We start from the raw sequence: 26,034 nt of genomic DNA, 5'->3' as shown, positions 1-26,034 counted from the left end.
ATAATGAAAAAACTGTTTGTATTAGATGCTTCGGGGTTTATCTTTCGTGCATATTTTGCTTTACCAGAAATGAAAAATCCTGAAGGACTAGGAACACAGGCAGTTTTTGGATTTATTCGGTCTGTAAATAAACTTATCAAAGAATTCTCCCCAGAATATATGGTAGCAGTCTTTGATGGCCCTAATAATAAACAAAGCCGTCAAGAAATCTATCCTGACTACAAAAGTAATCGGAAAAAAAAATTTGAAGACATTCCTGGACAAATAGCCTTAGTTAAAAAGTACTGTTCTTTAATAGGGTTAGCCTATTTAGAAAAGGAATCTGTAGAGGCTGATGATGTAATTGCAAGCGTTGCTAAGCAAGCCATTCTTGAGGATTATGAAGTTTGTATATGTACCTCTGACAAAGATTTACTACAGCTTGTCGATCATCATATTGTTGTTTGGAATCCTTGGAAAGATCAAGGGGTTATAGGGGTTCAACAAATCGTAGACCATTACGGTATACCACCCAATAATATCCCAGATTACTTAGCTCTAGTTGGAGATGCTTCTGATAATATTCCTGGAGTTCCAGGTTGTGGGCCTAAAAGAGCTACAACACTTTTACAACAATTCGGCAGCATTGAAGGACTATTAGAAAACTTAAAAGAGGTTAAAGGATTAAGCCAAACTATGCTTAGTGAACGGCGAGAGACCTTAGAACTTAGTAAAAAGCTTGCCCTTTTAGATTGTAATATCTCTATCCCTTTGCCAATACAGTCTTTGACTTTCCCACAAAGCATTATTAATCAAGAAGAGCTCATACATTTTTACATCCAACAAGGCTTTAAAACTCTTGTAACATCAAAACAAACAACGTTTTCTAAAGTCGATGTTGAGATAGTTAAAGATATAGAGAGCTTGGCAAATATTTTAGAACTATTTCGAAGTGGAAGTGTAGCCTTTGCTGCAGCGTATGTAGGGAAGCACCTTCCTTCTTTGCAACCACAGGGTTTAGCTTTAGCTCAAGGCTCAAACACATTTTTTATTAGTTTAGAGAATGAAAACACACCGATTATTAACTTATTAAAAAGTTTCTTTTTGCGAGAAGATCTCGATTTTTATGGGTATAATATAAAGCGAGATTGTCATGCTCTTAGAAATGTAGGCATTGTAATTCGAGAAATTTCTTGTGATCTAGCTTTAGCCGAGCACCTAATCAATGGAGGGAGTAAGACTTCGCTGCAATCTTTATTAGTAAACCATGGGCTCACACAAGACGCTCATCGCTTTGCTAAAGAATGGGGAAATTTAGGATTGCCTATAAGTTGTTTGCCAGAGCAGCCTGAACAATATTTTGGCGAGCTTGTTAGCTATCTCCCTCTATTAAGAGAATCTATTTTGGAAAAAGTTAACCATAAAGGATTAACACATATCTTAAGAGAAATTGAAATGCCTTTAGAGAAAATTCTTTTCTCTATGGAAAGAACAGGAATGCCTGTAGATATTGAAGAGTTAGCAATTTTAGAAGAGATCCTAGAAATAGAGCTAGCCACACTTACAGAAGAAATCTTCCATTTGTCTGGAAAGCCATTTAATATAAAATCTCCAAAACAGTTGTCAGATGTTTTATATAATCAATTAGGGCTTCGTCCTATAGATAAGGCAAAATCTACGAGGGCAGAAATATTAGAGGCTTTACGTGGTGAACACGAAATTATTGAAAAAATTTTAGCATTTCGAACTATTGAAAAGTTATTATCCACATATGTAAAAGCGCTACCAAGGCAGGTAAATCCCATAACACAAAGAATACATCCTTCTTTTGATCAGATAGCAACAGTGACAGGAAGGCTGGCTTGTCGAGATCCTAATTTGCAAAATATTCCTATAAGATCAGATCGAGGAATGTTGCTGAGAAAAGCTTTTCGTGTAAATCAAAAAAATAATTATTTTTTGTCTGCTGATTATTCTCAAATTGAGTTAAGATTTTTGGCGCATTTCAGCCAAGATGAATCATTAAAAATTGCTTTTGAATCAGGAGAAGATGTTCATGTTTTTACTGCATCGCAAGTGTTTCGTACACCTTTGGAAGAGGTTTCAAAACAACAACGAATACAGGCAAAGACAGTAAATTTTGGTATTGTTTATGGACAACAGGCTTTTGGTTTAGCAAAAGTGTTAAAAATCTCTATTGCGGAAGCCCAAGAACTTATCCAAGCATATTTTTCTCGTTATCCTGGAGTTGCTCGCTTCGTCGAAGAAACTATAGAACAAGCAGCTCAAGATTTAAGAGTGACCACAATGTTAGGTCGAGAGAGAATTATAGATAATTGGAATGAATTTCCTGGTTCAAGAGCTGCTTCAGGGCGTTTTGCGGTAAATACTCGGATTCAAGGCAGTGCTGCCGAATTAATAAAACTTGCTATGATAAACATTTCCCAAATAATGGAACGAGAAAAAATGAAGAGTCGTTTGTTGCTGCAAATACATGATGAATTATTATTTGAGGTGCCTCAAGAAGAAATGGAAATTATGCAGCTATTGGTAAAAGAAAAGATGGAATCAGCTATGACGTTATCTGTCCCTATTGCTGTGAATATCTTAATTGGAAAAAATTGGGCAGAATGTTAAAATTACTAAAAGTTTCCATTACAGGGGATCTCTCTTCTGGGAAGACCGAAGCTTGCCAAGTTTTTCAGGAATTGGGAGCCTATGTAGTTAGTGCTGATAAAATCTCGCATAGTTTCCTTATTCCTCATACGCGCATAGGTCGCCGTGTTATAGATCTTTTAGGATCAGACGTTGTCGTTGGTGAGGCGTTTGATTCCCAAGCCATAGCAGCCAAAGTTTTTTACAATGCTGCTTTATTGCAAGGTTTAGAGGCCATTCTACATCCAGAAGTTTGTCGGATTATTGAGGAGCAGTATCATCAAAGTATTCAATATGGCGATTATCCTTTATTTGTTGCAGAGGTGCCGCTATTGTACGAGATACACTATGCAAAGTGGTTTGATGTTGTGATTCTTATTGTCGCAGATGAAGATGTTCGACGAAAACGATTCATTGAAAAAACTGGGTATTCCTCTGAAGATTTTTATCATAGGTGCTCCCGTTTTTTAAATGTTGAAGAGAAACTAACACAAGACAATGTTGTTATTGAGAACAACGGTACTAAAGAAGAATTACATCAAAAAATTGAAGAATATTTTTACGCTTTAAAGGGAGCATTATGAAAGAAGAGCGTTCTTCAGAAATCTTGCCGAAGGTGAAAGAGACGAAAAAACATGCATATGTTTCTATGCAAGAGAAATCTTGCTCAGGAGAATGTGCTGTAGTTGCCAGTGAGTCTGAAGAGGCCGAGTCTGTCACAGTTACAAAAATTGCTAAACTGCAAAGAATGGGAATTGAGGAGCTTAATATATTGGCTCGCCAATACGGTGTAAAAAATATAGCATCTCTAACCAAGTCACAAGTAGTATTTGAGATTGTTAAATCTAAGTCAGAGAGAGCAGACGAATTACTCATAGGTGAAGGGGTATTAGAAGTTCTTCCCGATGGATTTGGTTTTTTAAGGTCCCCAACATATAATTATTTACCTTCAGCTGAGGATATTTATGTTTCCCCAGCCCAAATTCGCAGATTTGATTTGAAAAAGGGTGATACAATTATTGGCACCATACGTTCGCCTAAAGAGAAGGAGAAGTACTTTGCCTTATTGAAAGTAGATAAGATCAACGGATCTACTCCAGATAAAGCTAAAGAGCGGGTGCTTTTTGAAAATTTAACCCCACTATATCCTAATGAAAGAATTGTTATGGAAATGGGGAAAGATCATTTTGCAGAGAGAGTGCTGGATCTTACTGCACCAATTGGGAAAGGACAGCGCGGCTTAATTGTAGCGCCACCAAGGTCAGGGAAAACTGTGATTCTTCAAAGTATAGCACATGCTATTGCTGTAAATAACCCTGATATTGTTCTTATTGTTTTGTTAATTGACGAAAGACCAGAAGAAGTCACTGATATGATTCGTCAAGTACGTGGAGAGGTTGTTGCTTCGACATTTGATGAACAACCTGAAAGGCATATTCAAGTTGCCGAGATGGTCATAGAGAAGGCTCGTCGTTTAGTAGAACATGGCAATGATGTGGTCATTTTACTTGATTCTATAACACGATTAGCTCGTGCATACAACACAGTCCAACCACATTCTGGAAAAATTCTTACTGGGGGTGTGGACGCAAGTGCGCTGCATAAACCTAAACGTTTCTTTGGTGCTGCAAGGAATATTGAAGGTGGAGGATCTTTAACAATTTTAGCGACTGCTTTAATTGATACTGGTTCTAGAATGGATGAGGTAATCTTTGAGGAGTTCAAAGGCACTGGAAATATGGAATTAGTCTTAGATCGTCGCCTATCTGATCGAAGAACATACCCTGCGATTGATTTAATTAAGAGTGGAACTAGAAAAGAAGAACTTCTTTATCATCCTAGCGAATTAGAAAGAGTCTATCTCTTCCGTCAGGCTATAGCAGATCTTACAGCTATTGATGCTATGCATCTTTTATTAGGAAGATTAAAGAAAACAAATAGTAACGCTGAATTTTTACTATCACTCAAAGAATAAATTCTTTAGTGCCTATACTTTAAGGGCGCTTCCCTGCTAATAGTGGACCGCCTATAAGTACTTCTGGGAAAATTATTAAGGGCATTTCTCTATATATAGGTTTATAATTACATGGGACTGCTTTATAAAGTAGTTCCTGAGTATAGTGGTAGCTTAGGTCTAAGTTTTCGATATACAGAGGATCTCCAGCCTCACTATAAGTTCCCACGAACTGAGTTCCTTGAAATGTTGTAAGAACTAGAGGAGGCTCCAGATATAAGGGAAAGCTTTTTGGAAGTGAAATACCGAGAAATAAGCGTATCAGCATGTTTTCCTTATAAGTGAGCTTTTTGTAGTTTGTCAAAAAGGTCGGAGGCACTAGAAAATGGTAAATTACGAAGATGCTAAACTACGTGCTAATGCTATAGCAATTCTATACCAAATTGGAGCAATAAAATTCGAAAAACATATTTTGGCTAGTGGAGAGGAAACGCCTATTTATGTAGATATGCGTCTCGTAATCTCTTCACCAGAAGTTCTTCAGACGGTAGCAACGTTGATTTGGCGCTTGCGCCCTTCATTTAATAGTAGCTTACTTTGTGGAGTTCCTTATACTGCTTTAACCTTAGCAACCTGTATCTCACTAAAATATAATATTCCTATGGTATTGCGTAGGAAAGAATTACAGGGTACAGACAGCACTCATGCTATCAAAGTGGAGGGTTTGTTTACTCCAGGACAAACTTGTTTAGTCATTAATGATATTGTCTCTTCCGGAAAGTCTATACTAGAGACCGCAGTTGCCCTGGAAGAAAGTGGTCTTATCGTTCGTGAAGCTTTGGTATTCTTAGATCGTAGGGAAAATGAAACGCAGCTGCTTGGTGCACAGGGAATAAAGGTTAGTTCAGTATTTACTATCCCTACCTTGGTTGAGGCTTTGATCACCTATGGGAAGTTAAGCAATAGTGACTTGAACTTAGCAAATAAGGTTGCTGAAAATCTAGGTTTTGAAAATTAATTTTTAGAAGACATTTATTAAAAACAATTTATTTTTTAAAAAATTAATTTGTTTTGTTGTGTTGGCCTTTTTATTTGTTTCTAATTTAAAATTAAATTAGAACAGGCGAATACAAATGATAGAAAACGATTTTCAGGGTGCTACTTCAAATTTTGAAGATTCTCATTTTTATCGAGATAAAGTTGGGGTAATTGTTTTATGTGGGGGAGAGGGTAAAAGGCTGTCGCCTTTAACTAACTGCCGCTGTAAGCCTACCGTGTCTTTTGGAGGGCGGTACAAGCTTATCGATATTCCGATATCTCATGCAATTAGTGCGGGATTTTCAAAAATTTTTGTTATAGGCCAGTACCTTACCTACACTCTCCAACAACATTTATTTAAAACATATTTCTATCATGGGGTTTTACAAGATCAGATCCATCTTCTTGCTCCTGAAGGACGTCAGGATGATCAGGTTTGGTATCAAGGTACCGCAGACGCTATTCGAAAGAATCTTCTTTATTTTGAAGATACAGAAGTCGAATACTTTCTAATCTTGTCAGGAGATCAGCTCTATAATATGGACTTTAGGTTAATTGTAGATACAGCAGTAAGAACAAATGTAGACATGGTTCTTGTGGCTCAACCTATTCCAGAAAAAGATGCTCTTAGGATGGGAGTTCTAAGTATTGACTCTAAAGGAAAACTTACTGATTTCTATGAAAAACCACAAGAAAAGGCAATCTTAAATCGTTTTCGTCTCACGCCTCAAGATCGCCGTGCTCATAAATTAACAGAAGATTTAGGAGACTTTCTTGGATCGATGGGTATTTATTTATTCCGTAAGGAAAGTTTGTTTTCTTTGCTTACAGAGGAAGCCGGCAACGATTTTGGCAAGCACCTCATTCAAGCCCAGATGAAACGGGGAGAAGTTCAGACTTGGCTTTATGATGGGTATTGGACCGATATTGGAACGATAGAGTCTTATTATGAAGCAAATATAGCATTGACTCAAAAACCTCAAGCAACCAGAAGAGGTCTCAATTGTTATGACGATAAGGGAATGATTTACAGTAAAAATCACCATCTTCCTGGAGCGATTATTACTGATTCTAAAATCTCGAGTTCCTTACTGTGTGAAGGATGTGTCATTGATACTAGTCATGTATCTCACAGTGTCTTAGGTATTCGTAGTAAGATTGGGGAGAACTCCATAGTGGATCAATCTATAATTATGGGAAATGCAAGGTATGGATCTTCGTCATCAACGCAACCTTCTTTAGGGATAGGGAAAGATTGCGAGATTTATAAAGCTATTATAGACGAAAATTGTCGTATTGGGAATGGTGTTAGACTACAAAATCTTATGGGATATACTGAGTACGATTCCCCTGATAAGAAGCTTTTTGTAAGAGATAATATTATTATTATTCCTCAAGGGACCCATATTCCAGATAACTATATTTTCTAGGTATCAATCGTAGATTAGCAGGAGTGTTTTAAAGTAATGATCTCAAGTTTAGAGACATTTGCTTTTTATAATTCGAGGCCCTAAATTACACTAAGCAGTCTTGTTAATTAACTGGATCCCTTGAAATGAATATTTATGGCCTGGCAGATCTACACCTTGCCTTAGGAGTTCCCCAAAAAACTATGGAAATTTTTGGAGAACCCTGGATAGGATATCATGAAAAAATTCGTAATCGATGGGAAGCTCTTGTCACTCCTGAGGATTTAGTTCTTTTGGCTGGAGATATTTCTTGGGCTATGAATTTGTCAGAAGCTGGTAAAGATTTTGCGTTTCTTGGAGATCTTCCAGGAACTAAATATATGATTCGTGGGAATCATGATTATTGGAGCTCTGCTTCAACAAGTAAAATTGTAAAAGCACTCCCCCCATCTCTCTATTACTTAGCTCAAGGCTTTGCCCTTGTGGCACCAAATCTTGCTGTTGTGGGAGTAAGACTTTGGGATAGTCCTACAATATGTGTGAAGAACCATTGTTTACTTACTCCCTTTATTGAAGAAAAACCTTATACAGAGCAAGACGAAAAGATTTTTCTTCGAGAAGTCGGGCGTTTAAAAAGGGCTCTGGCTGCTCTCCCTAAAGAGGTTGCACAAGTGATTGTAATGACGCACTATCCTCCAATCAGTAGTGATGGGACTCCAGGGCCTATCTCAGAGCTATTAGAAACTGATGGGAGAATTTCTTTATGCTTATTTGGCCATCTTCATAGCGTGCAACGACCTATAAATGGATTTGGTAATATCCGAGGAATTAACTACTTATTGGTAGCTGCTGACTACGTAGATTTCACTCCTCAGGAGGTGCTGTGAGGATTTTAGCAGGTAAGTATAAGGGTAAGTCTTTGAAGACATTTTCTAACCCTGATATCCGACCTACTTCAGGTTTAGTGAAAGAATCTTTTTTCAACATCTGTAGTTCGGATATTAAAGGCGCCTCTTTTTTAGATCTCTTTGCTGGTATGGGGTCGGTAGGTTTTGAAGCTTTAAGTCGGGGAGCTATACATGTGATTTTTGTAGATATCTCTTTCAAAGCCGTACGCTTGATACATACAAACGCTGCTTTAATTGGACCAGAACTTCCTATCATGATCTTGAAGCAGGACGCTAGTTCGGCAATCCAAAGGCTTGCTAAACAGCATAAATCCTTTGACCTGATTTATATAGATCCTCCCTATGACTTTCCTAGCGACTATGTGCAAACTCTTCTAGAGGACATTGTTTTTGGTAAACTTCTTAATTTTCATGGGATTATTGTTTTAGAAAATGCGTCAAATGAAGTGATACTTTGTGAAAATTTGATTCTCAGGCGAAGAAGAAAACTTGGGAAAACATATCTATCCGAGTATATTTTAAAAAAGAATTTCCAATAATTAGCAAAGTTTGAATAGCGAGTCTTCTTAATCTATTTTATTGATTTTTAGTGCTGTAACTCGTTTATATCTTTGCAATTTCTTAAATACATATCTTCCTAATTTTTCTTTAAACTTAGGATTTATAGTGCGCTGGATAAAAATTTCTTATCTAGAATATGATGCAAAAAGAGACAGAAAAGAGAGGCGCAGCTCAACATGAAAATAAAATTTTCTTGGAAGCTAAATTTATTGGTATGTTTGTTAGCTGTAGGTTTACTGTTTTTCAGTTGCTCTCGAGAGAAAAGGGAAATTATGGTAGGCCGTGATGCTACTTGGTTCCCAAAACAATTTGGTATTTATACATCGGATATTAATGCGTTTTTAAATGATCTTGTTACTGAAATTAACTATAAAGAGAATCTGAATATTAATATTGTCAATCAAGACTGGGTACATCTTTTTGAGAATTTAGATGAGCAAAAGACTGAAGGAGCATTTACATCTGTATTGCCCACTCTTGAAATGTTAGAATATTACCAGTTTTCCGATCCTATTTTGTTAACAGGTCCTGTTCTTGTCGTAGCTAAAGATTCTCCCTACCGCTCCATCGATGATCTTAAAGGGCGTCTTATTGGAGTTTATAAATTTGACTCTTCTGTTCTTGTAGCTCAAAATATACCTGAGGCGGTAATTAGCTTATATCAACATGTTCCTATAGCGTTAGAGGCTTTGACATCCAATTGTTACGATGCCCTTCTAGCTCCTGTGATTGAAGTTACCGCATTAATAGAAACTGCTTATAAGGGAAGGTTAAAAATTATTTCTGAACCTTTAAATGTAGATGGTCTCCGCCTTGTAGTATTAAAAGGGACGAGAGGCGATTTGCTCGAAGGATTTAACGCAGGACTTTTAAAGACCAAACGTTCGGGGAAATATATAGCTATAAAACAGCAATACCATCTTCCTTAAATACTTTTAAAACTCATAATTTTGTTTTTTTCCGATTTTTATTAGTTTCTGAGCATCTACTTTATCGTTCTGCATGATACTTGCCAGAGTAGAAATCCAAAGGGGAGAGTTGTAAATTGCAGGGATACGTAATGCCTGATATCCTCGAGAACGTAGTATAGGTAGGTAATCTTGTTCTATTTCGTATAGAGTTTCTAAGTGATCTGAAATAAAGCCAAAAGGCACCACAACGATATAAGGCTTCTTGGTCCGTACATTTCGACATAACTCAGCAGTTGATGGAGAGAGCCATTTCCCAGGACCAAATTTAGATTGAAAGCAGAGAAAACTCTCAGCTTCCTTCAGGTGGGTAGTAATTGCTGAAAATGATTCAAGACATTGTTTGTTATAGGGATCTCCGCGAGAGATATAGCGTAAAGGAAGGCCATGTACAGAAAATAAAAAGCAGCACTCTTTCTCTACGATTTCTAACTTCTGAAGAAAATCTTGAATATGGGAGATAACGATAGAAACGAATTTAGGATCACTTCCAAATTGAGGAATCCAGGAAATAGAGGTTGTTGGCAATTCCTTGATGAAAAAGCGCACGATGCTTCCGGTAACAGAATAGGTAAAATGAGGAAATAAAGGTATTCCTATAATAGGGTGCGTATTTAAAGAGCGTATAGTGTCAAGTGTCTTTTGATGAGTGCTAGGTAAATAACGGTGAAATGGAATAACAGGAGTTTGAAAATGGTCAGAGAGTCTCTTGGCAAGATTTTCCGTTTCAGAATAAATGGGAGACCAATTTTTTAATGCTTGGTATTGAGAAAGGACTTTGGAAACTCGCTTTTTAGCAATAAAAGTAAACAAATGTTTATGTAGAAATTTAGGCAGAAAAGTTCCTGTAACATCTCTATCGGTAAGTAGGGAAATAAGAAAATCTTGAAGATCCTCGGCATGGCGGGGACCTCCAAAGTTCGCTAGTACATAGGCAGGAGTTGTCATTATTAATAGTTCTTTCGTGAAAATTAAGGTGGTGAAACATTGCATTAAAACAATTAATCTCATAATTTTCCATTAGCTTTAACAAAGTAGGACTCAGGATTCATGAAACCTTTTGGTTTTCAGGCGAGTTTAGAAGATTTGTGTAAGAAAATAAGTGCTCGTTTACGTAAGTACTTAATTAAGCAGATAACATTTGTTTGGGGCGCCTGTTTTTTCATGGCTCTTGAGCTTAGCTGCTTTCTTTACTTCTTCTTGTTTTCAGGAAAAACAATCATTCCAGCATTTTGCCTTGCCTGTTTTTTTCTTACCTTGTTTGTTTGTCTTGTTACACGCCTCTATCTTCTTTCAGGGAAGCTGGATTTTTTTGAAGATCTCGCATCAGAATATCTGCAAGCTACTCTTACACTGAGTAAGCGCTCGCAAAATATTGTGGAGGAGCAGTCGCATTTGGCAGCAGCAGCCACTAAGTTATCTATACATCTTCAAAATCAAGAGTATTCTCTTCTTTCTAGTATATTCAGGTTACTTCCTAAACATGATTTGGTTAGGAAATTTAGCTGTTTTTGCTTTTGGAAAGACTACTTTCTTTTTCGTGAGTGCTTACTTCAGAAAGCGATTGAGGCGTATATTAAAGTTGTTCAAACTATCCCAGTAGATCTTAGTGCGCATGTATCTTTAGCTGACGCTTATGTAGCTCTTTCTGGCCTCTATGCTGATCCAAGGAAATATCCTGAATTTGATGCCAATTATTGGATTCCTTCGGGTAGGTATAGTGACGAAATTCAAGAAAAATTTTTTGCAACAGCGCGAAGAGCAATTGAGGAGTTTCAAATTTTAAATGAATATGCTCCAGGAAATGCTTGGGTTCACGCACAGTTAGCTTATAGTTACCATGACTTGCAAATGCCTAAGGAAGAAATACAAGAATATGAAATTGTCTTAAAACTCAAACCTAATGATGTAGAGACTATGTCTAAATTAGGCATTCTTTATTTTCAACAGGGAATGAATGCTAAAGGCCTAAGAATATACGAAGAGATAAAAAAAAGAGATTATAAAAAATCTCAAAAACTTATTAAATTTTATGGGATTGAATATAAGTACTAATTTTTTACTCATTTTCTAGAATATCGAACAAGGGTAACATTAATTCGATGAGTGAAATAGCATTTAATTATACTCCCCTAAGTCAAGACAGCCTAGGAAACAGAATCAAAGTCTCGTGGCGAGCTGATTTTTCTATACGTTGTCGTTATGAAATTGCTAGTGCTATAGCAATTTTAGGACTACTTATTGCTCTGTGTGCTTCTGCTGCGGTGAGCATTATATTTACTGCTAATCCTCTTGCCCAGGTGTTTATCGAGGGGTGTTTGGTGATTGGATTTTTGCCAGTTCCATTGGCTATAGGTTTATTAGTATTAGGAATTATACTTTTACTCTACGGTATTTACTTATTTCCTCGACAACATGAGTAATAATCCTCCCTGCTTATTAGTATACTTTTTATTTGCAGATTATTTTTCTTTTTTCATATAGTACCTGGAAACCTTTACGTCAGCCTTTATTTTGTCATAGGTTACTAGTTTTTTGGCCAATCTCAGGTTTGAGCTGTCGTATTTTAAATAAGGAGAATAAAAATGAAAAAATTAATGTTAGCCCTTCTTTTAGCTCTGGTGCTTCCTTCTGCAGGCTCAGCTTTCGGTTTCGACTTCTGTGGCACTCCTCAAGATGAGAGCCATTCTGAAGACGACTCAAACCGTGAAGAAAATGAGTCTCAAGATCATGACTCTGAAACCAGTGGAAACGGCGAAGAAGAATCTTCTCAACAATAAGTTTGGTTTGCCAAAGACAAACAAGGGGTCCTATAACCCTGTTTGTCTTTTCTATCTAAAATGAGTTGTAAGAGTTTTTCGGTTCTATAACAGCTAGTTTATTAAGGTTTTGGAGGTTATTTTCGTGCTATCTACTGACAAATAATTTCTAAAAACATTTTCATTTTTTACTATTTTTCTCTTTTAAAATTTCTTGACCCATTCATAGCTCAAAGCATAACATGGTTACATGAAGATTAAAAAATCTTTTCAATACAGTTTGTGCCAAGCTAGAAGATGTCAAAAAATGCTAACAAGCTATTTTTTAAGCTTGCAGCTACGTAATTTCCAATTACAACAATACAGATCAGCACAGAGGGAGCTCGTCATATTGCTATCTAAGTATCAACAAATCATGTTTCCCTCTTTGTTAAAAGAAGAAACAAGATCATGTAATCTCGATAATCAGCACTTTTCAGACAGGATTTCGAGAGATTTTAATATTACGCAGAATCTATGGTCTTGTGGACCAGGTTACCAGGGAGGAATCCCTGAGAGTTATTGCCTCTAAAAGTGGAGGGAATGGTCTCATGGATAAAGGATGCATGCTAGACAAAATTTTAAAAGGAGTGGTTGTTGTTTCTTTAATTTTGTTGTACTGGTCCTCAGACCTACTTGAAAGAGATATTAAGTCAATAAAAGGTAATGTAAAAGACATACAGGAAGATATTCGTGAAATTTCACGTGTAGTTAAACAGCAGTCATCACAGGCCCTACCTTCCGTTTCTAGTCCTACACTTTCTCCCAGTACTGTCCGAGATGAGGCTTTAACCATACTACTTGGAGACCCAAGTTATCCTAATTTACTCTCTACTGATCCTTATAAGCAACAAACTCTTCCTGAGCTTTTGGGAAGAAATTTTAATCCTCATGGTATTCTACGCACTGCTCATGTTGGAAAACCTGAAAATCTCAGTCCTTTTAATGGATTTGACTATATAGTCGGTTTCTATGATCTTTGTGTTCCTGATTTAGCCTCTCCCCATGTAGGAAAGTATGAAACGTTTTCTCCTGATCTTGCATTAAAAATAGAAGAACATCTTGTTGGAGATGGTTCTGGCGATAAGGAGTTTCATATCTATTTGCGTCCCAATGTTTTTTGGCGTCCTATAGATCCTAAGCTCTTTCCAAAGCATGTTCAATTAGATGAAATGTTTTTACGCCCTCATCCTGTAACAGCTCATGACATCAAATTTTTCTATGATGCGGTTATGAATCCCTATGTAGCTACAATGAGAGCAGTTGCTCTGCGCTCTTATTATGAAGATATTGTTTCGGTATCAGTAGAAAATGACTCAAAGCTAGTGGTCAGGTGGAAAGCACATACAGTAATTAATGAAGAAGGAGAAGAAGAACGTAAAGTACTTTACTCTGCATTTTTTAATACCTTAAGCCTTAAGCCTTTGCCTAGATTTGTCTATCAGTATTTTGCTAACGGAGAAAAAATTATTGAAGATGAAAATAACAGCGACAATTATCGTACAAATTCTATTTGGGCGCAAAACTTTGCTATACACTGGGCAAACAATTATATTGTGAGTTGTGGTGCCTATTACTTTGGTGGTATGGATGATGAAAAAATTATTTTTTCTCGAAATCCTGATTTTTATGATCCTCATGCAGCTTTGTTAGAAGCGCGTTACACTTACTTTAAAGAAAGCTCAGACTCTTTATTCCAAGATTTTAAGACTGGGAAAATAGATATTTCCTATCTTCCTCCAAACCAAAGAGACAACTTCTATAGTTTTATGAAAAGCCCAGCGTATAATAAGCAAGTGGCTAAAGGGGGTGCAATTCGTGAAGTAGTCTCTTCAGATCGAGCTTATACCTACATCGGGTGGAATTGTTATTCATTGTTTTTTCAAAGTCAGCAAGTGCGTTGTGCTATGAACATGGCAATTGATAGAGAAAGAATCATAGAGCAGTGCTTGGATGGCCAAGGCTATACTATAAGTGGGCCCTTTGCTTATAATTCTCCTTCTTACAATAAGCAGATTGAGGGATGGCATTACTCTCCAGAAGAAGCTGCTCGTCTCTTAGAGGAAGAAGGATGGATAGATACCGATGGTGATGGAATTCGAGAAAAAATTATTGACGGGGTGATTATCCCTTTCCGTTTTCGTTTGTGTTACTATGTAAAGAGTTTAACTGCGAGAACTATTGCCGATTATGTAGCTACTTCCTGCAAAGAAATCGGAATAGAATGCAGTCTCTTAGGCCTGGATATGGCTGATCTTTCACAGGCTTTTGATGAAAAAAATTTCGATGCTCTTTTAATGGGATGGTGTTTGGGCTCGCCTCCTGAAGATCCTCGAGCTTTATGGCATTCTGAAGGAGCTATGGAAAAAGGGTCTGCAAATGTCGTGGGCTTCCACCATGAAGAAGTTGATAAAATCATAGACAAATTGAGTTATGAATACGATGCACAAGAGCGCAATCGACTTTATCATCGTTTTCATGAAATTATTCATGAAGAAGCTCCATATGCTTTCTTATTCTCCAGACATAGCTCCCTACTCTATAAGGACTATGTAAAAAATGTCTTTGTTCCTCTACATAGAACAGATTTAATTCCCGAAGCTCAGGATGAGACTGTCAATGTACAGATGGTATGGCTAGAGAAGAAGGAGGATCAATGCTTAAGTACATCCTAAAACGTTTAATTTTAATCCCCCTGACTTTATTTGCTATTGTCTCTATAAATTTTTTAATACTAAACGCTGCGCCTGGAGATGTCTTGGAAGAAAAAGCTATAGACTCTTTAGGTGAAGCTGGGAAATCTGATAAAATCCGTTCGTATAAGGGCCCAGATCGTTATTTGCAGTTTCGAGAACATTATGGATTAACACTTCCTATTTTTTTTAATACTCGCCCTAAGATCCCTCATAAAAAAGTTCGGGCAGGGCTTGAAGACTTTTTCAATTACGCCAATAATAAAATTACTGGAGTTGCAAATGTTTCTAAGTCCTGGGTATATTGGGGAGATTGCGCGAAGTTTATCATGCCTGTGCTGCTATTTGAAGCTGATGATACTTCCCGAGATTCTAAGTATCGTCATCTTGCTGCAGATTTATTTATTCGTGGTGGAGTGCTCCAAGGGATTGTTGGCCCTAATCTTAGCCTTGAGGAGAGAGCAAAAAATAAAGAGATAGCAGAGAGTAATGCTTTTTTACTAAAACAACTTAGTGAAGAAGATATCAATGCCAAAGTTGAAGCTCTAAAATCTTGGTTTCAAGACCATGGGGGAACAAAGGTTTTTTGTTATAACTCTAAACAGGCATGCAAGATTTTTTTCTGTGAAACCCGCTTTTTTCGCTATATGTCACGAGTCTTACGATTAGACTTCGGAACATTACGAAATGACTCACATAAGACTGTAATTTCGGAAGTCATCAAGCGTTTACGTTGTTCTTTGGTATTGTCAATTTTACCTATGATTGTTGGTTTTGTTTTATGCCAATTCTTTGGCATGATTATGGCCTTAAAAAGAAACCACTGGATAGATCACTCCTTAAATTTTATTTTTCTTATTTTATTCTCCATCCCCGTATTTGTTGCAGTTCCCTGGATTTTAGATAACTTTGTTATCAATAAAACGATCCCATTTACTTCAGCTCCTATGCCTTACTCAGGGCTACATTCTCCACCTGAGGTTTTCAATGAGCTCAGCACTTTAGGCCGCCTTTTTGATTTATTGTCACATGGGTTTTTGCCTTTCTGTGCTGTTAGTTACGGAGCTCTTGCTGCCCAGTCGCGACTCAGCCGGTCCATATTTCTAGAGGTATTAGGCCAGGATTTCATTTGTGCTGCTAAGGCTCGGGGAGTGAGATGGATAGATATTTTATATAAGCATGTAGGCAAAAATGCTGCAGTATCTATAGTAACCTCTTTAGCTTCTTCATTGGGGACATTACTAGGCGGAGCCTTAGTAGTGGAAACCTTGTTTGATATAGATGGATTTGGAAATTTTTTCTATCAAGCAATTCTAAATCGTGATCATAACGTGGTTTTATTTTCTGTGCTTGTGGGGTCAACACTGTCTCTAGTAGGATATCTTCTCGGGGATATTTGCTATGTATTGTTAGATCCTCGTGTTCAGTTAGAAGGAAGGAGACTATAAATGCAGGAGCATCCTTCTTTTTACCAACGCTTTTTGGCTGCCTATCATAAAAATTTATTAGCTTCGTTGTCTTGGAAATTTTTTATTATTGTTGCTGTAGTTGGAATCTATGCTCCTTTATTTGCAAGTAGTAAACCCTTACTTGTAACTTGGCATGGAGAAGTCTTCTTCCCATTACTTAGGTATTTGTTGTTTCCAGGGTATTATACTAAGCCTGTGGATCTCTTTTTTAATGTGTTGATGTTGACGTTCCCTTTGTTTGTACTTTCTTCTAAGTTTGCAAGAGGATGGTTACGTCGTTGGTTACTAGGGGTCTGTATCGTTATTCAATGTGGTATTTTCGCTTGGGCCTATAATGGGAAAGTCCAAGATCCAGCAGCAGCCGAGCACTTGAAAAAGATGCGTGCTGAAAAAATTCGAGAAAATATTAGCAAAGTAAACTCTGAAATGTTGATGCTTCTACCTAAGGATACTCGTAGTTGGGAGATGGAACGGCGCTATATGAGTCCATACGAGCAGTTAGGAATTTTGATTAAGGCAAAGTATCGTAAGAAACAGAATTCTTCTTTACAGAAATACCAGGCAGCTTTTGAAGATAAAAAACAATCCCGAATGCCGACGTTGCGCTACTTAGAAATAAAAAACGAGGAAATCTGTCTTAAAAGATTGCAACAAAGAATAGATAAGATGCAGCATTCTTATGAGATAGCGCAGCAAGCTTGGAATCATGCTACTGACGGTTATAGGCCTTTTTTAATGGCTCTCATAAGGATAGAACACGAATTAAACCTAGCATATTACAATAACTGGGGACAGCCTGAAGATCTTTCCATCGCCTATGCTGACATAATGAAAAAGGCAGAACCTTATAAAAAATCTTTGATGGAAACTCGTCAGGTACTTGAAGATTATGCAAAGCTGCGGAGTGCTATACACTTTATTCAAGATAAACGTGTATGGATCGAAAAAGAATCCGAAGATGTTCGTATTTTAATTAGCCCCCTCTTCAGTAGTTTCCATTGGGAAGACGATGCTGGAGGATCTCGTGAAATGAACAAGTATGTTCCCTGGTGGCAACTTACACGAGTTACTCGGAAAGATTTACTTTCCGCTTTGATATTTGGAATTCGGATTGCTTTGGTCGTCGGGGGGATTGGGATCGCTATAGCCCTAGCTATTGGAATAATGATTGGGTTGGTTTCAGGATATTTTGGTGGAACTATAGATATGATCTTATCTCGTTTTACTGAAATTTGGGAGACAATGCCTATTCTATTTATCTTGATGTTAGTAATTTCAATAACACAAAAGAAATCCTTGATCTTGAACACCGTATTGCTAGGATCTTTCGGATGGACAGGATTTAGTCGGTATGTTCGAATTGAGGTATTAAAACAACGAGATCAAGGATATGTTCTTGCTGCGACAAACCTGGGGTACAGTCATTATTACATTATGGTACACCAGATTCTTCCTAATGCTATTGTTCCTGTCATTTCTTTAGTTCCCTTTGCTATGATGGCAATGATTAGCTGTGAAGCGGGTCTGACCTTTTTGGGATTGGGAGAGGAGAGCTCTGCTTCTTGGGGGAATCTTATGAGAGAAGGTGTCACGGGATTTCCTGCAGAAAGTGCTGTTCTTTGGCCTCCAGCATTTATATTAACAATGTTGCTGATCGCGATAGCTTTAATAGGTGATGGTGTTCGAGATGCTTTAGATCCTAGGTTACAGGACTCTTGAACCGATCTCTTTATGTGATGGGATAGTTATTTTTTTCGAACTTTAGAAGTATATTATGAAGTCGAGATCCTAAAATATAATTGCGCTCCCCGTTACTTCCTACAACTCTATGACAGGGGAAGAAGAGTAAAAAAGGATTTTGCTTGCATGCAGCTCCTACAGTCCTAGGATGTGTATTGGCTTTCCTAGCAATCTCCGCATAGGTTTGTTGTGCCCCAAAGGGGATCTCTGCAACGCAGTTCAGGATTTTCAGATATTTTTCTGGAATAACATTGTTTGCGAAATGCGATGAAAAAGGAGGATGCTCCCTGTTAGCATATCGTGAGCACCATAAGACAATTTCCTGCATAGCTGTATGTGCTGCAGCCCCTAAGAAGAGGCACGAAAACACAGGCGCTACTGAAAGATGTGTTTTTACCACTGCATTGTTATCAAAGTGGACTATGACTTGAAGGGGAGGATACTTAGCAATCAGTAAACCATCAGAACACGCTTGAGATAAAGAATGCTTCATGAGCTTAGGAATAAGAATATTTTCGGCCATTAAAGCAAACTATCCTGCAGCATTTAGCCGTTCGAATTTAGCTTTAGATACAGATCTCCCACGGTAATACCATTCTTGCTTTTGCACTCCTCCAGCATAGATTTTTCGTTCTCCGTGTAAGAAATCATTAAGCCAAGAAACTTCTTCAGCAACAATCTCCTGTTCATTATAGCGTAATTCTAAACCTTCTTTAGCTCCTTTAACATAAGAAATTTCAGATGCCTTACAGCCATTTTTAAATACTATCGTAATTCCGTCTTGAAAACCATAACGCCATTCTTCAATGGTATTGGGAATGCCTCCTTGTAGGTAAGTCAGTCGTACACCATGAGGTTGGCCATTTTGATAGTGGGTAATTGTTTCAGGATCCCGATTTGGATAGAAGGTCGTGCGTTTTACCATAACGCCTTCATTGAAGGTTTCTTCAGATAGGAGAATGTTGTTGGAAGAAAAAACAGAACGTATACCTTCTCCATTGGAGATTGATGATGAGTATTTCCCATTGAATGAAGAGTACCGCCCTTCAACAATACGGCCTTGATATGTTGTTTCTATAAAATAGGGAGTTGTAATTGTATTAGAGTCATTATTTTCAGGCCATCGAGTCAGAACGTAGGTTCCATCTTCATTGAATAATTCCTCTTGACAAGGCAGGCCATTGATAAAAAAAGTTTTTTGAGAAACTAATCTACCTTGATCATAGATCTGGATAAGATCAAAGGCTGTAGTATGAGGAAATGTTAGAGTAATTTCTCCATGGAGAAGCCCCCCAGAATAGACTTCATGAAGGGTAGCTCCATTTTTGAGAACCTTAGTGATTGTGCCATCAGAACCACGCTTTACCCATTCTTGACCTGAAACAATAATGCCGTAATTATTGCGGAAAGTTTCCTTCATAACAAAAGGATCTTGGCGTCGTGGTGCCCCATAAGCAGAAAATGATATTGCAAGTACGCAAACACAGAAAAGTAGTTGTTTCATGAATTGATAGTTCCTTGAGTGTCAGTTAGCAATTCGTTAAGTAAAGCTACCAAACGACAATATTCTTCTTCGATGTCTTGGTTAGATAATGTTCGCTCATAATCTTGAAATAGAAGTCTAAGAGAAACATTTTTATTCCCTGTGCCCAAGCTTTTATCTTGATATATACTGATAATGGTTACACTTTCAAGCCATTTAGATCCTTCATTTAAAAGTTTTCTTTTTAGTGTATCCGCAGGTAGGTCTTCAGGTACTGTCAGAGTAATATCCCTAAAAGATGAGGGGTAAATCGCATAAGGTTTATAGTGTTTGGTTGTTTTTTTCACTATTTTACATAGAAGATCCAGGTTTAGCTCCGCAAAAAACACAGGATATTTAATTTGAGCCTTTTTTGTTAACTCAGGGTGTACCATGCCTAAAGTACTAAAGAGTTGTTTCTGCTTTTTCAGAACCCCTTGTTGGTAAGGATGAAAATTAGAGAAGTCACTGGGATCTAGATTAAAAGTATCTATTGATAAACCTAGATGATAAAGAATTCTTTCTACCCAACCTTTTAAAGAATAAAAAGATAGGGCTCGAGTTTGAGGCATCCACGATAGTGATTCTCCATTCTCTGTTAAGAGAATCCCCAAAGTTTGAGTTTCTTGATATTGCATTCCATTTTTTGTGTATACAGTGCCAACTTCAAAAGCTTGGACATAAGGAGCTTGACGATTTAAGTTGATAGCGGCACTTTTTAGTAGCCCTGGAAGTAATGAAGATCTTAAAACTGTTCCATGTTTCGAAACAGGAAGAACAATTTCCTCTTTTTCTCCTCTTCTTAAAGCTGCTGTTTCAGGATCCAATAAATCTAAAGTGAAGAACTCTTGAAGTCCTGCATCTGCTAAAAACTTAGCAATCTCACGCTTTAGTGCGTAAATTGGCGTATAAGAAGATACAGGATGTTTGTTCTCTATTTTCCAGGATTCTGTTCTACAAATTTCTTCTACAAGATCAACTTCTTCATGAATATCGTGGCGATATGAAGGAACTGTGACTACCACAATATTTTCTTGCATAGTTAAAGAGAAGCCTAGGTTTCGTAACTTCTGGGAGATTACTTCGGTTGAGAAGGTTTTTCCTAGAATCCTTTGTAAGGTTATAGGTCGTAAGGGAACCTCTTTAAGCACATAAGCCATTTGTCCTGAGCAATAGACTGGGGAGATTTTAGCTTCTGGAAAGATTTCTAAAATATAGTGAATCGCAGCTCGTAGTGCTGGTAAGACATTTTGTGGATCTATACCGCGTGCAAACCTATAAGCAGATTCCGACTGGATCGGGAGAAGTTTTTGAGAGGCTCGGATAGCTTCAGGAAGAAAATACGCAGCTTCCAGAACTATGGAAGTGGTACTATCTTGAAAAGAGGATACTTTTCCTCCCATAACACCTCCAAGACCTAGAATGTGATTGTTATCACGGACAATGGTAATTCCTTGAGGTAGGAGGGGGGCCTCTCCGTTAAGTAGGGTTAGGCATTCTGGGTCTGCAACTTTTTCTACTCTTAGAGAATCTAGGGCTATCTGAGTTGCATCATAAGCGTGCAAGGGTTGCCCTAAAGACAGCATGATATAGTTGGTAACATCTATAATAGCATTTATAGATTTTTGGTTGAGAGCCTGTAAGAACCCTTGAAGTTTCATTGGTGAAGGCTTAGCAGAGATCCCGGAAATGACGACATAACAAAATAATGGGCAAAGATCAGAATCGCTGCCTATTTCTATAGTTCTTGTAGGAAGATCTGCAAAAGAGAATTCATTAGGAATCACAAGGCTTGCGTGAGTGACATGACAGATTTCTCGGGCTAATCCCAACAGAGACGCGCAATGACCTAGATTTGGGGTTAAAGAGATATCTAAAGAAGTATTGCCTAGAAAAGTTGAGAGATCTTCGCCTAAAGGAGTTGTTTCTGGAAGTTCTAAGAGAGCTCGCTCCTGAACTTGTAATTCATAAAGACCTAACTCGTCAGCTCCACAACACATCCCTTGGGATTCTATACCACGCAGTTTTGATTTTTTTATTGTATAAGCCTTGCCCTGACTATCAAGTACTTGGGCTCCGGGGAGGGCAACAGGTACAGTTAATCCCGATCGGCAGTTTGGAGCTCCACAGACAATTTGATACTCGTTTTCTCCATCGGTAAGAGTGGCTATGCGCAGTTTATCTGCATTCGGATGCGGAACAGTATGGAGAATTTTTGCTGTGATTACGGAAGTAAAGGGGTGTATCGTTCGTTTCTCAATATCAGCTTCTATGCCGATATGATCACAAGCTTTTAAAATTTCCTTTGTAGAAAGAGGTTCTGAAAAGTATGTTTGCAATAAAGCTAACGGAATCCGCATGGATAATAAACACAAAGATGCTTTTACAAGAGATTTTACGATGAGCTGTGTATAGTAGCAAGTGTTTTAATCCGAAGCGGCGAAGTGAGTTACAGGTGCAGAATGTATGACTTCAAAAAGAAAGATTAGGTGGCTCTGGCAGGTATTGATTCTAAGCCTTGGCTTGAACATGCTCTTTTTACTACTATTTTACTCTGCAATATTTCGCAAAGATATTTATAAGCTACATTTATTTTCAGGACCTCTAATTGCAAAGAGTAGTTGTAAGGTTGACCTCTCCGAAGATTTTCTGAAGGATATGTCTAATGCATCTTTAGAAGAATTATTTTCTTTGCTTAAAGATGAGACCTATCTTTATGGCAGGCCTCTAAAGCTTTGGGCATTGAGTATGTTGATGATTGCGCACCATATAGACATTACTCCTGTGCTATCCAAGCCTTTGACTTATACAACATTGACAGGACCATCAGTACAATGGCTTTTGCCTAATATTGATAATAAAGAATTTTCTGTTATTATTGAGTACTTGCAAAGCCGGAAATATCCCTATACTTCTAAAGGTTTATTTTTAATTTTGGAAAAAACTGTAGAAGAAGGCTGGGTAGATGAAGATTGTCTTTATCATTTTTGCTTGACGCCAGAATTCCTTTACTTGCGTACCTTGTTAGCAGGTGCTGAAATTCGGGCATCCTCAATAGCTTCGTTAGCCCGAATGGTAATTCGTTGTGGAGCAGAGCTTTTCTTTGCACTTTGCAGTGAAGAAAATCGCAATACAATTATTTCAGACGCACAGCGCCAAAAGATCTTAAAATCGTATTTGGATTGTGAGGAGTCTCTAGCTGCCCTCTTACTTCTTGTTCATGATAGCGATGCTGTTTTGCATGAATTTTGTGATGAAGATCTTCAGAAAGTAATTCGCCTTCTTCCTGAAAACTCCCCATATAGTCATGACTTCTTATCAAAATTAAGCTGTTCTCCTCGCCGAGAACAGCTTAGTAAATCCGATCTAATAAGAGATGCTGTGATTGTGCAGGAAAATCAAGATCGGGAATATATAATTCAGGAGGGCGATTCTTTATGGTTAATCGCTCGGAAGTTTGGCATTCCTATGGAGAAGATTATTCAGAGAAATCGATTAACTCATGATCGTTTATTGCCTGGCAAGGTTCTAAAGCTTCCTCCAAAGTCGTCATAGGGACGAGATCAATCCCTCCAGGATGCCAAGGCCCACACTTCCCGATTCTTTTTATAGAAAGCCAGCATCCTACAAGGAAGCCATGTGATTTTAAGGCTTGTGCTGCATAGTGAGAACAGGAAGGAAAAAATCTACAAGAGGAACCGAGAAGAGGGGAAACCGTCCATTGATACATGTGAATGACAAATAAACACAAGCGTGAGGGGGTCTGTTGAATAAAATGTTTAAATGACATTGAAAACATCTTTAAGCAGGGCTACAGAAAATTCTAACATAATTAACCATATAATCGTCCATTCTAAAGATGAGGAGTGTTGGTGATTTAGTTGGTCATTAAGAATTTCTAAAACATCACCGAGAATTGTCAAACGATGGTTGAGGACATTGATTCTTGCTCCAATATCTAGACAGCTCAAAACATCACGATAAATGGCTTGGGTCTCTGGATGGTCCCAAAAGAAATCTGGTTCATCCAATATATCAGAATGCAAATTTACTGAGGCTTTGTCTAAGAATAGCTTACCAATTTTCTTCGCAATTGCTTTCCGAGACATAGAAATCTTCCCTTTAGTAGCAAGATCTTGGGGAAGTCGTTTTGAATCTTCTATAGTTTTATAAATTGTAGTTTCGAAAGTTGTCAGTTTTGCTGATTGTGCGAGACCAAATGCAATGGCAAGTTTTGTATTTAATGTGGTATCAGCAAGAGTTAGTCGATCTCTTCGGATTTGTAACTTATCTCCATAATGAAAATTATAACAATCAATTTCGGGTTGAGGGAGAATTTCTGGTGAAGCTGTAATTATCGCTTGCAATAGTTTAATTTCTTCGGACTCCTCCCATCCCCAGAACACCGCAACTCCAAAGGGAAAAAAAATTGCTAATTGATTACTTTCTTGTGCATTGTCTAGGTTGGCAAGAACGTATTCTCTAGATAGTATTGTAGGATAGCGTGGTTTTAGTAGGTGGAAAAGGACGTGGAGGTTATAAGCTGATGCTGTACAGTAGGCAGTGCAACGCATAATTAGACTTTACTCCTTATGTCTATAGATAATGTACCTGATTTTTCGTGCCAGGGAAATACTTTTTTTCTTGAGGTAAAGGGTATGGCCTCGGTAAGCTAGTTTCTTTTTGCGGAAGTGGCGGAATTGGTATACGCGCTATCTTGAGGTGGTAGTGGAGCAGTCCTTAGGGGTTCGAGTCCCCTCTTTCGCAATAGCTTCATGGTTTTCCCCCTCCTTTAGATTTGTTTTATTCACTATTTTTGCATGGAGATCATAATTTGGGATTCACTTTGCGATATTTGTTTTTAGGGTTTGTTTTTTTTGCTGTAAGTTCATTTGGGAATCAAATTCTTTCTGTTCCTCATTGGCTTTCAGAAGAAGAATCATTTTACACTCATCGTTTTGATTTTTCTAAGAACTATCCTGATATGGAGAATATAGAAATCCAGGCACAGAGAAAAAAGCGGGTCGAATTTAATATGACTGGGGAGTTCCCCAGGTTAGAGACTGTGGATTATGTTGGTTCTTTTGGTCATCTCCGTGCTAAATTTAGGGGGCACTATTCTGTTCTTTCCTGCTTAAATTTCTCTTGTGGAGCTTGTAAGATGGATATGGATTTCCGCGGTAATTGGAGAAAAAGCGGTACCATTACCATTTGCAATCAGCAAGAGCCGATCACTTTAAAATTACCGCAAGATGTCGGTGTGATTGTACATACAAAAATTTCTTTAAAGGGAAAGGTCTGTATTTTAGGTAATTTGGTAAAGCAGGGTTGGGGTGTGTGGAATAAAACATACCACAATGATTTAGTTGGGGTATCTGAGGTTACTTTAGTGTTTAACGTAGCTAGTGGAGGAGGCACAATTACGTTATCTTAAGGTTTTTATTCAAAAATTTTATACATCTTTTGCTTGCACAAGGACAAAGGCTTCATCTTAAGTTAGAGCAAATATGTTGCTTCTCTAACTATGAAATTCGCTAATATTTACTTAACTTTACAGGGGATTAAGTATTTTTTCTCATTAGTGCTGGTATTCTTGCAAGATTTTTAAAATTTTATTTTTGTCGGTTTCGGAAGAGTTGCTGTTTCTCTGATATTTTCCTCTTGTAGTGAGTTAAATAAGTAAAAGATTTTTTCTCCGATTGCAATTGGAAATTCTGCAATTGTTAAAAGTTCACAGAATTGTTTAGCATGAACAATCGCCTGTAATATGTGTTCTTCTTCTTTACTGATAGCGATAGCGTGTTTATGCCCGTGTTTTGTACATAACTTATGGCCTTGATAGCGGTAACATCCAGAAGGCAGGGATACTTTACATATTGAGCATGCTTGAGTGAGATCTAAAATTCCTTCATATTGTAATAGTTTAAGCACGAAAATGGCGGCAAAAAATTCTGGATTACTGCTTTCTGGGATTCGGTGTAGGAAGTTTAAAAATAATGAGAAGAGCTTATGAGAAGGCTTCTCTTTCCACTGTGAAGTTAGAAGGGCTTGGACCATTTTCCCACTCGCATCTATACGAGTATATGTTTGTTTGATTCCTTCAAAAGAATTTATAATATCTCCATGGATTAACGTAGGCATGCGCGATGACGTATGATTTAGAATATATTTTCCTAAAGATATCGGAACAAGTGCTTCTCGATAGTCACATTGCAAAGTTTGCCCATGTTTAACAAAGAAGGTATACAGCCCTTGTGGAGTAAATAATGTACTGAGTGTGTGATTTTTCCCCGAAGAACGGGTTTGAAGTACAATGCCAGTAATACAGATCTCCATAGTA

General features: G+C 37.7%; 23 protein-coding genes, 1 tRNA gene and 1 pseudogene. 17 read left to right on the top strand and 8 right to left on the bottom strand.

Features of this window, described 5'->3' with window-relative positions; genetic code table 11:
• The first annotated feature begins 3 nt into the window (after positions 1-3).
• From polA to rho, 3 genes are all read left to right on the top strand, one after another.
• Positions 4-2,616, top strand: a complete 2,613-nt coding sequence (gene polA / locus C834KP_RS02855) for a DNA polymerase I (RefSeq protein WP_108896681.1) — start codon at positions 4-6, stop codon at positions 2,614-2,616.
• Complete coding sequence (gene coaE, locus C834KP_RS02850) at positions 2,610-3,218, top strand: dephospho-CoA kinase (RefSeq protein WP_108896680.1); 609 nt, start codon at positions 2,610-2,612, stop codon at positions 3,216-3,218. Before polA ends, coaE begins: the two co-directional genes overlap by 7 nt.
• 164 nt (positions 3,219-3,382) lie before the next feature.
• Positions 3,383-4,609 (top strand): transcription termination factor Rho, encoded by a 1,227-nt coding sequence (rho, locus tag C834KP_RS02845; RefSeq protein WP_420808683.1) that lies wholly within the window; start codon positions 3,383-3,385, stop codon positions 4,607-4,609.
• Positions 4,610-4,628: 19 nt separating this feature from the next.
• Here the strand turns inward: rho and C834KP_RS02840 are convergent, their stop codons facing one another.
• Positions 4,629-4,916, bottom strand: coding sequence for a hypothetical protein (locus C834KP_RS02840; protein WP_108896678.1), 288 nt, complete (start codon positions 4,914-4,916; stop codon positions 4,629-4,631).
• Positions 4,917-4,973: 57 nt separating this feature from the next.
• On the opposite strand from C834KP_RS02840, the gene C834KP_RS02835 reads away from it, so the two are divergent.
• The 5 genes from C834KP_RS02835 to C834KP_RS02815 all read left to right on the top strand — a co-directional run bounded on the left by C834KP_RS02835 (position 4,974) and on the right by C834KP_RS02815 (position 9,433).
• Positions 4,974-5,606, top strand: a complete 633-nt coding sequence (locus C834KP_RS02835) for an orotate phosphoribosyltransferase (protein WP_108896677.1) — start codon at positions 4,974-4,976, stop codon at positions 5,604-5,606.
• A 115-nt stretch (positions 5,607-5,721) separates the two neighbouring features.
• Entirely contained in the window at positions 5,722-7,056 is a 1,335-nt protein-coding gene (gene glgC, locus C834KP_RS02830; RefSeq protein ID WP_108896676.1) for a glucose-1-phosphate adenylyltransferase, read from the top strand.
• A 125-nt stretch (positions 7,057-7,181) separates the two neighbouring features.
• Positions 7,182-7,922, top strand: coding sequence for a metallophosphoesterase (locus C834KP_RS02825; protein WP_108896675.1), 741 nt, complete (start codon positions 7,182-7,184; stop codon positions 7,920-7,922).
• A complete protein-coding gene (rsmD, locus tag C834KP_RS02820) occupies positions 7,919-8,482 on the top strand; it encodes a 16S rRNA (guanine(966)-N(2))-methyltransferase RsmD (protein ID WP_108896674.1) in 564 nt (187 codons plus the stop codon). Before C834KP_RS02825 ends, rsmD begins: the two co-directional genes overlap by 4 nt.
• Positions 8,483-8,680: 198 nt before the next feature.
• Complete coding sequence (locus tag C834KP_RS02815) at positions 8,681-9,433, top strand: transporter substrate-binding domain-containing protein (RefSeq protein ID WP_108896673.1); 753 nt, start codon at positions 8,681-8,683, stop codon at positions 9,431-9,433.
• Positions 9,434-9,439: 6 nt separating this feature from the next.
• On the opposite strand, the gene hemH is transcribed toward C834KP_RS02815, so the two are convergent.
• The gene (hemH, locus tag C834KP_RS02810) at positions 9,440-10,420 is read right to left on the bottom strand and encodes a ferrochelatase (protein ID WP_108896672.1); all 981 of its coding nucleotides are present in this window, start codon (positions 10,418-10,420) and stop codon (positions 9,440-9,442) included.
• 102 nt (positions 10,421-10,522) lie between these two features.
• Here hemH and C834KP_RS02805 point away from each other — a divergent pair, with 102 nt between their 5' ends.
• The 6 genes from C834KP_RS02805 (at position 10,523) to C834KP_RS02775 (ending at position 18,151) form a co-directional block, all read left to right on the top strand.
• Positions 10,523-11,527, top strand: a complete 1,005-nt coding sequence (locus tag C834KP_RS02805) for a tetratricopeptide repeat protein (protein ID WP_108896671.1) — start codon at positions 10,523-10,525, stop codon at positions 11,525-11,527.
• Positions 11,528-11,574: 47 nt separating this feature from the next.
• A complete protein-coding gene (locus tag C834KP_RS02800) occupies positions 11,575-11,895 on the top strand; it encodes a hypothetical protein (RefSeq protein ID WP_108896670.1) in 321 nt (106 codons plus the stop codon).
• Positions 11,896-12,057: 162 nt separating this feature from the next.
• On the top strand, positions 12,058-12,252 hold the full coding sequence (locus C834KP_RS02795; RefSeq protein ID WP_108896669.1) for a hypothetical protein: 195 nt from the start codon (positions 12,058-12,060) through the stop codon (positions 12,250-12,252).
• A 584-nt stretch (positions 12,253-12,836) separates the two neighbouring features.
• Positions 12,837-14,945 (top strand): ABC transporter substrate-binding protein, encoded by a 2,109-nt coding sequence (locus C834KP_RS02785; protein WP_231911708.1) that lies wholly within the window; start codon positions 12,837-12,839, stop codon positions 14,943-14,945.
• Positions 14,927-16,411, top strand: a complete 1,485-nt coding sequence (locus C834KP_RS02780; RefSeq protein WP_108896666.1) for an ABC transporter permease — start codon at positions 14,927-14,929, stop codon at positions 16,409-16,411. Before C834KP_RS02785 ends, C834KP_RS02780 begins: the two co-directional genes overlap by 19 nt.
• Positions 16,412-18,151, top strand: a complete 1,740-nt coding sequence (locus tag C834KP_RS02775; RefSeq protein WP_108896665.1) for an ABC transporter permease — start codon at positions 16,412-16,414, stop codon at positions 18,149-18,151. It abuts the gene before it with no gap.
• Positions 18,152-18,161: 10 nt separating this feature from the next.
• Here C834KP_RS02775 and C834KP_RS02770 read toward each other — a convergent pair whose 3' ends face one another.
• From C834KP_RS02770 to pheT, 3 genes are read right to left on the bottom strand one after another with little or no spacing between them, the layout of a single operon-like run.
• Positions 18,162-18,695 (bottom strand): MGMT family protein, encoded by a 534-nt coding sequence (locus C834KP_RS02770; protein ID WP_108896664.1) that lies wholly within the window; start codon positions 18,693-18,695, stop codon positions 18,162-18,164.
• Positions 18,696-18,704: 9 nt separating this feature from the next.
• The gene (locus tag C834KP_RS02765) at positions 18,705-19,676 is read right to left on the bottom strand and encodes a toxin-antitoxin system YwqK family antitoxin (RefSeq protein WP_108896663.1); all 972 of its coding nucleotides are present in this window, start codon (positions 19,674-19,676) and stop codon (positions 18,705-18,707) included.
• Positions 19,673-22,054 carry a phenylalanine--tRNA ligase subunit beta gene (pheT, locus tag C834KP_RS02760; protein WP_108896662.1) on the bottom strand — a complete coding sequence of 794 codons (2,382 nt, stop codon included), beginning with the start codon at positions 22,052-22,054 and terminating at the stop codon, positions 19,673-19,675. Before pheT ends, C834KP_RS02765 begins: the two co-directional genes overlap by 4 nt.
• Before the next feature lie 106 nt (positions 22,055-22,160).
• Here pheT and C834KP_RS02755 point away from each other — a divergent pair, with 106 nt between their 5' ends.
• Positions 22,161-23,249 (top strand): LysM peptidoglycan-binding domain-containing protein, encoded by a 1,089-nt coding sequence (locus tag C834KP_RS02755; protein ID WP_108896661.1) that lies wholly within the window; start codon positions 22,161-22,163, stop codon positions 23,247-23,249.
• Here C834KP_RS02755 and yidD read toward each other — a convergent pair.
• Both yidD and C834KP_RS02745 read right to left on the bottom strand, forming a co-directional pair.
• Positions 23,173-23,484 carry a membrane protein insertion efficiency factor YidD gene (gene yidD / locus C834KP_RS02750; RefSeq protein WP_108896660.1) on the bottom strand — a complete coding sequence of 104 codons (312 nt, stop codon included), beginning with the start codon at positions 23,482-23,484 and terminating at the stop codon, positions 23,173-23,175. The genes C834KP_RS02755 and yidD overlap by 77 nt on opposite strands.
• Complete coding sequence (locus C834KP_RS02745; protein WP_108896659.1) at positions 23,474-24,268, bottom strand: RMD1 family protein; 795 nt, start codon at positions 24,266-24,268, stop codon at positions 23,474-23,476. Before C834KP_RS02745 ends, yidD begins: the two co-directional genes overlap by 11 nt.
• A gap of 111 nt (positions 24,269-24,379) precedes the next feature.
• Between C834KP_RS02745 and C834KP_RS02740 the strand changes: the two genes are divergently transcribed.
• Together C834KP_RS02740 and C834KP_RS02735 are read left to right on the top strand one after the other, a co-directional pair.
• Positions 24,380-24,461: transfer RNA gene (locus tag C834KP_RS02740), tRNA-Leu, on the top strand.
• A 79-nt stretch (positions 24,462-24,540) separates the two neighbouring features.
• Entirely contained in the window at positions 24,541-25,128 is a 588-nt protein-coding gene (locus C834KP_RS02735; protein ID WP_174165546.1) for a hypothetical protein, read from the top strand.
• Between the two features lie 144 nt (positions 25,129-25,272).
• Here the strand turns inward: C834KP_RS02735 and recO are convergent.
• Positions 25,273-26,030, bottom strand: a pseudogene (gene recO, locus C834KP_RS02730) (DNA repair protein RecO).
• Positions 26,031-26,034 lie beyond the last annotated feature (4 nt).

The organism is Chlamydia serpentis (assembly GCF_900239945.1).
GTDB lineage: Bacteria > Chlamydiota > Chlamydiia > Chlamydiales > Chlamydiaceae > Chlamydia > Chlamydia serpentis.
Note: the sequence above shows the minus strand (reverse complement) of the source record. Positions and strands in the feature narration are given on the sequence as shown.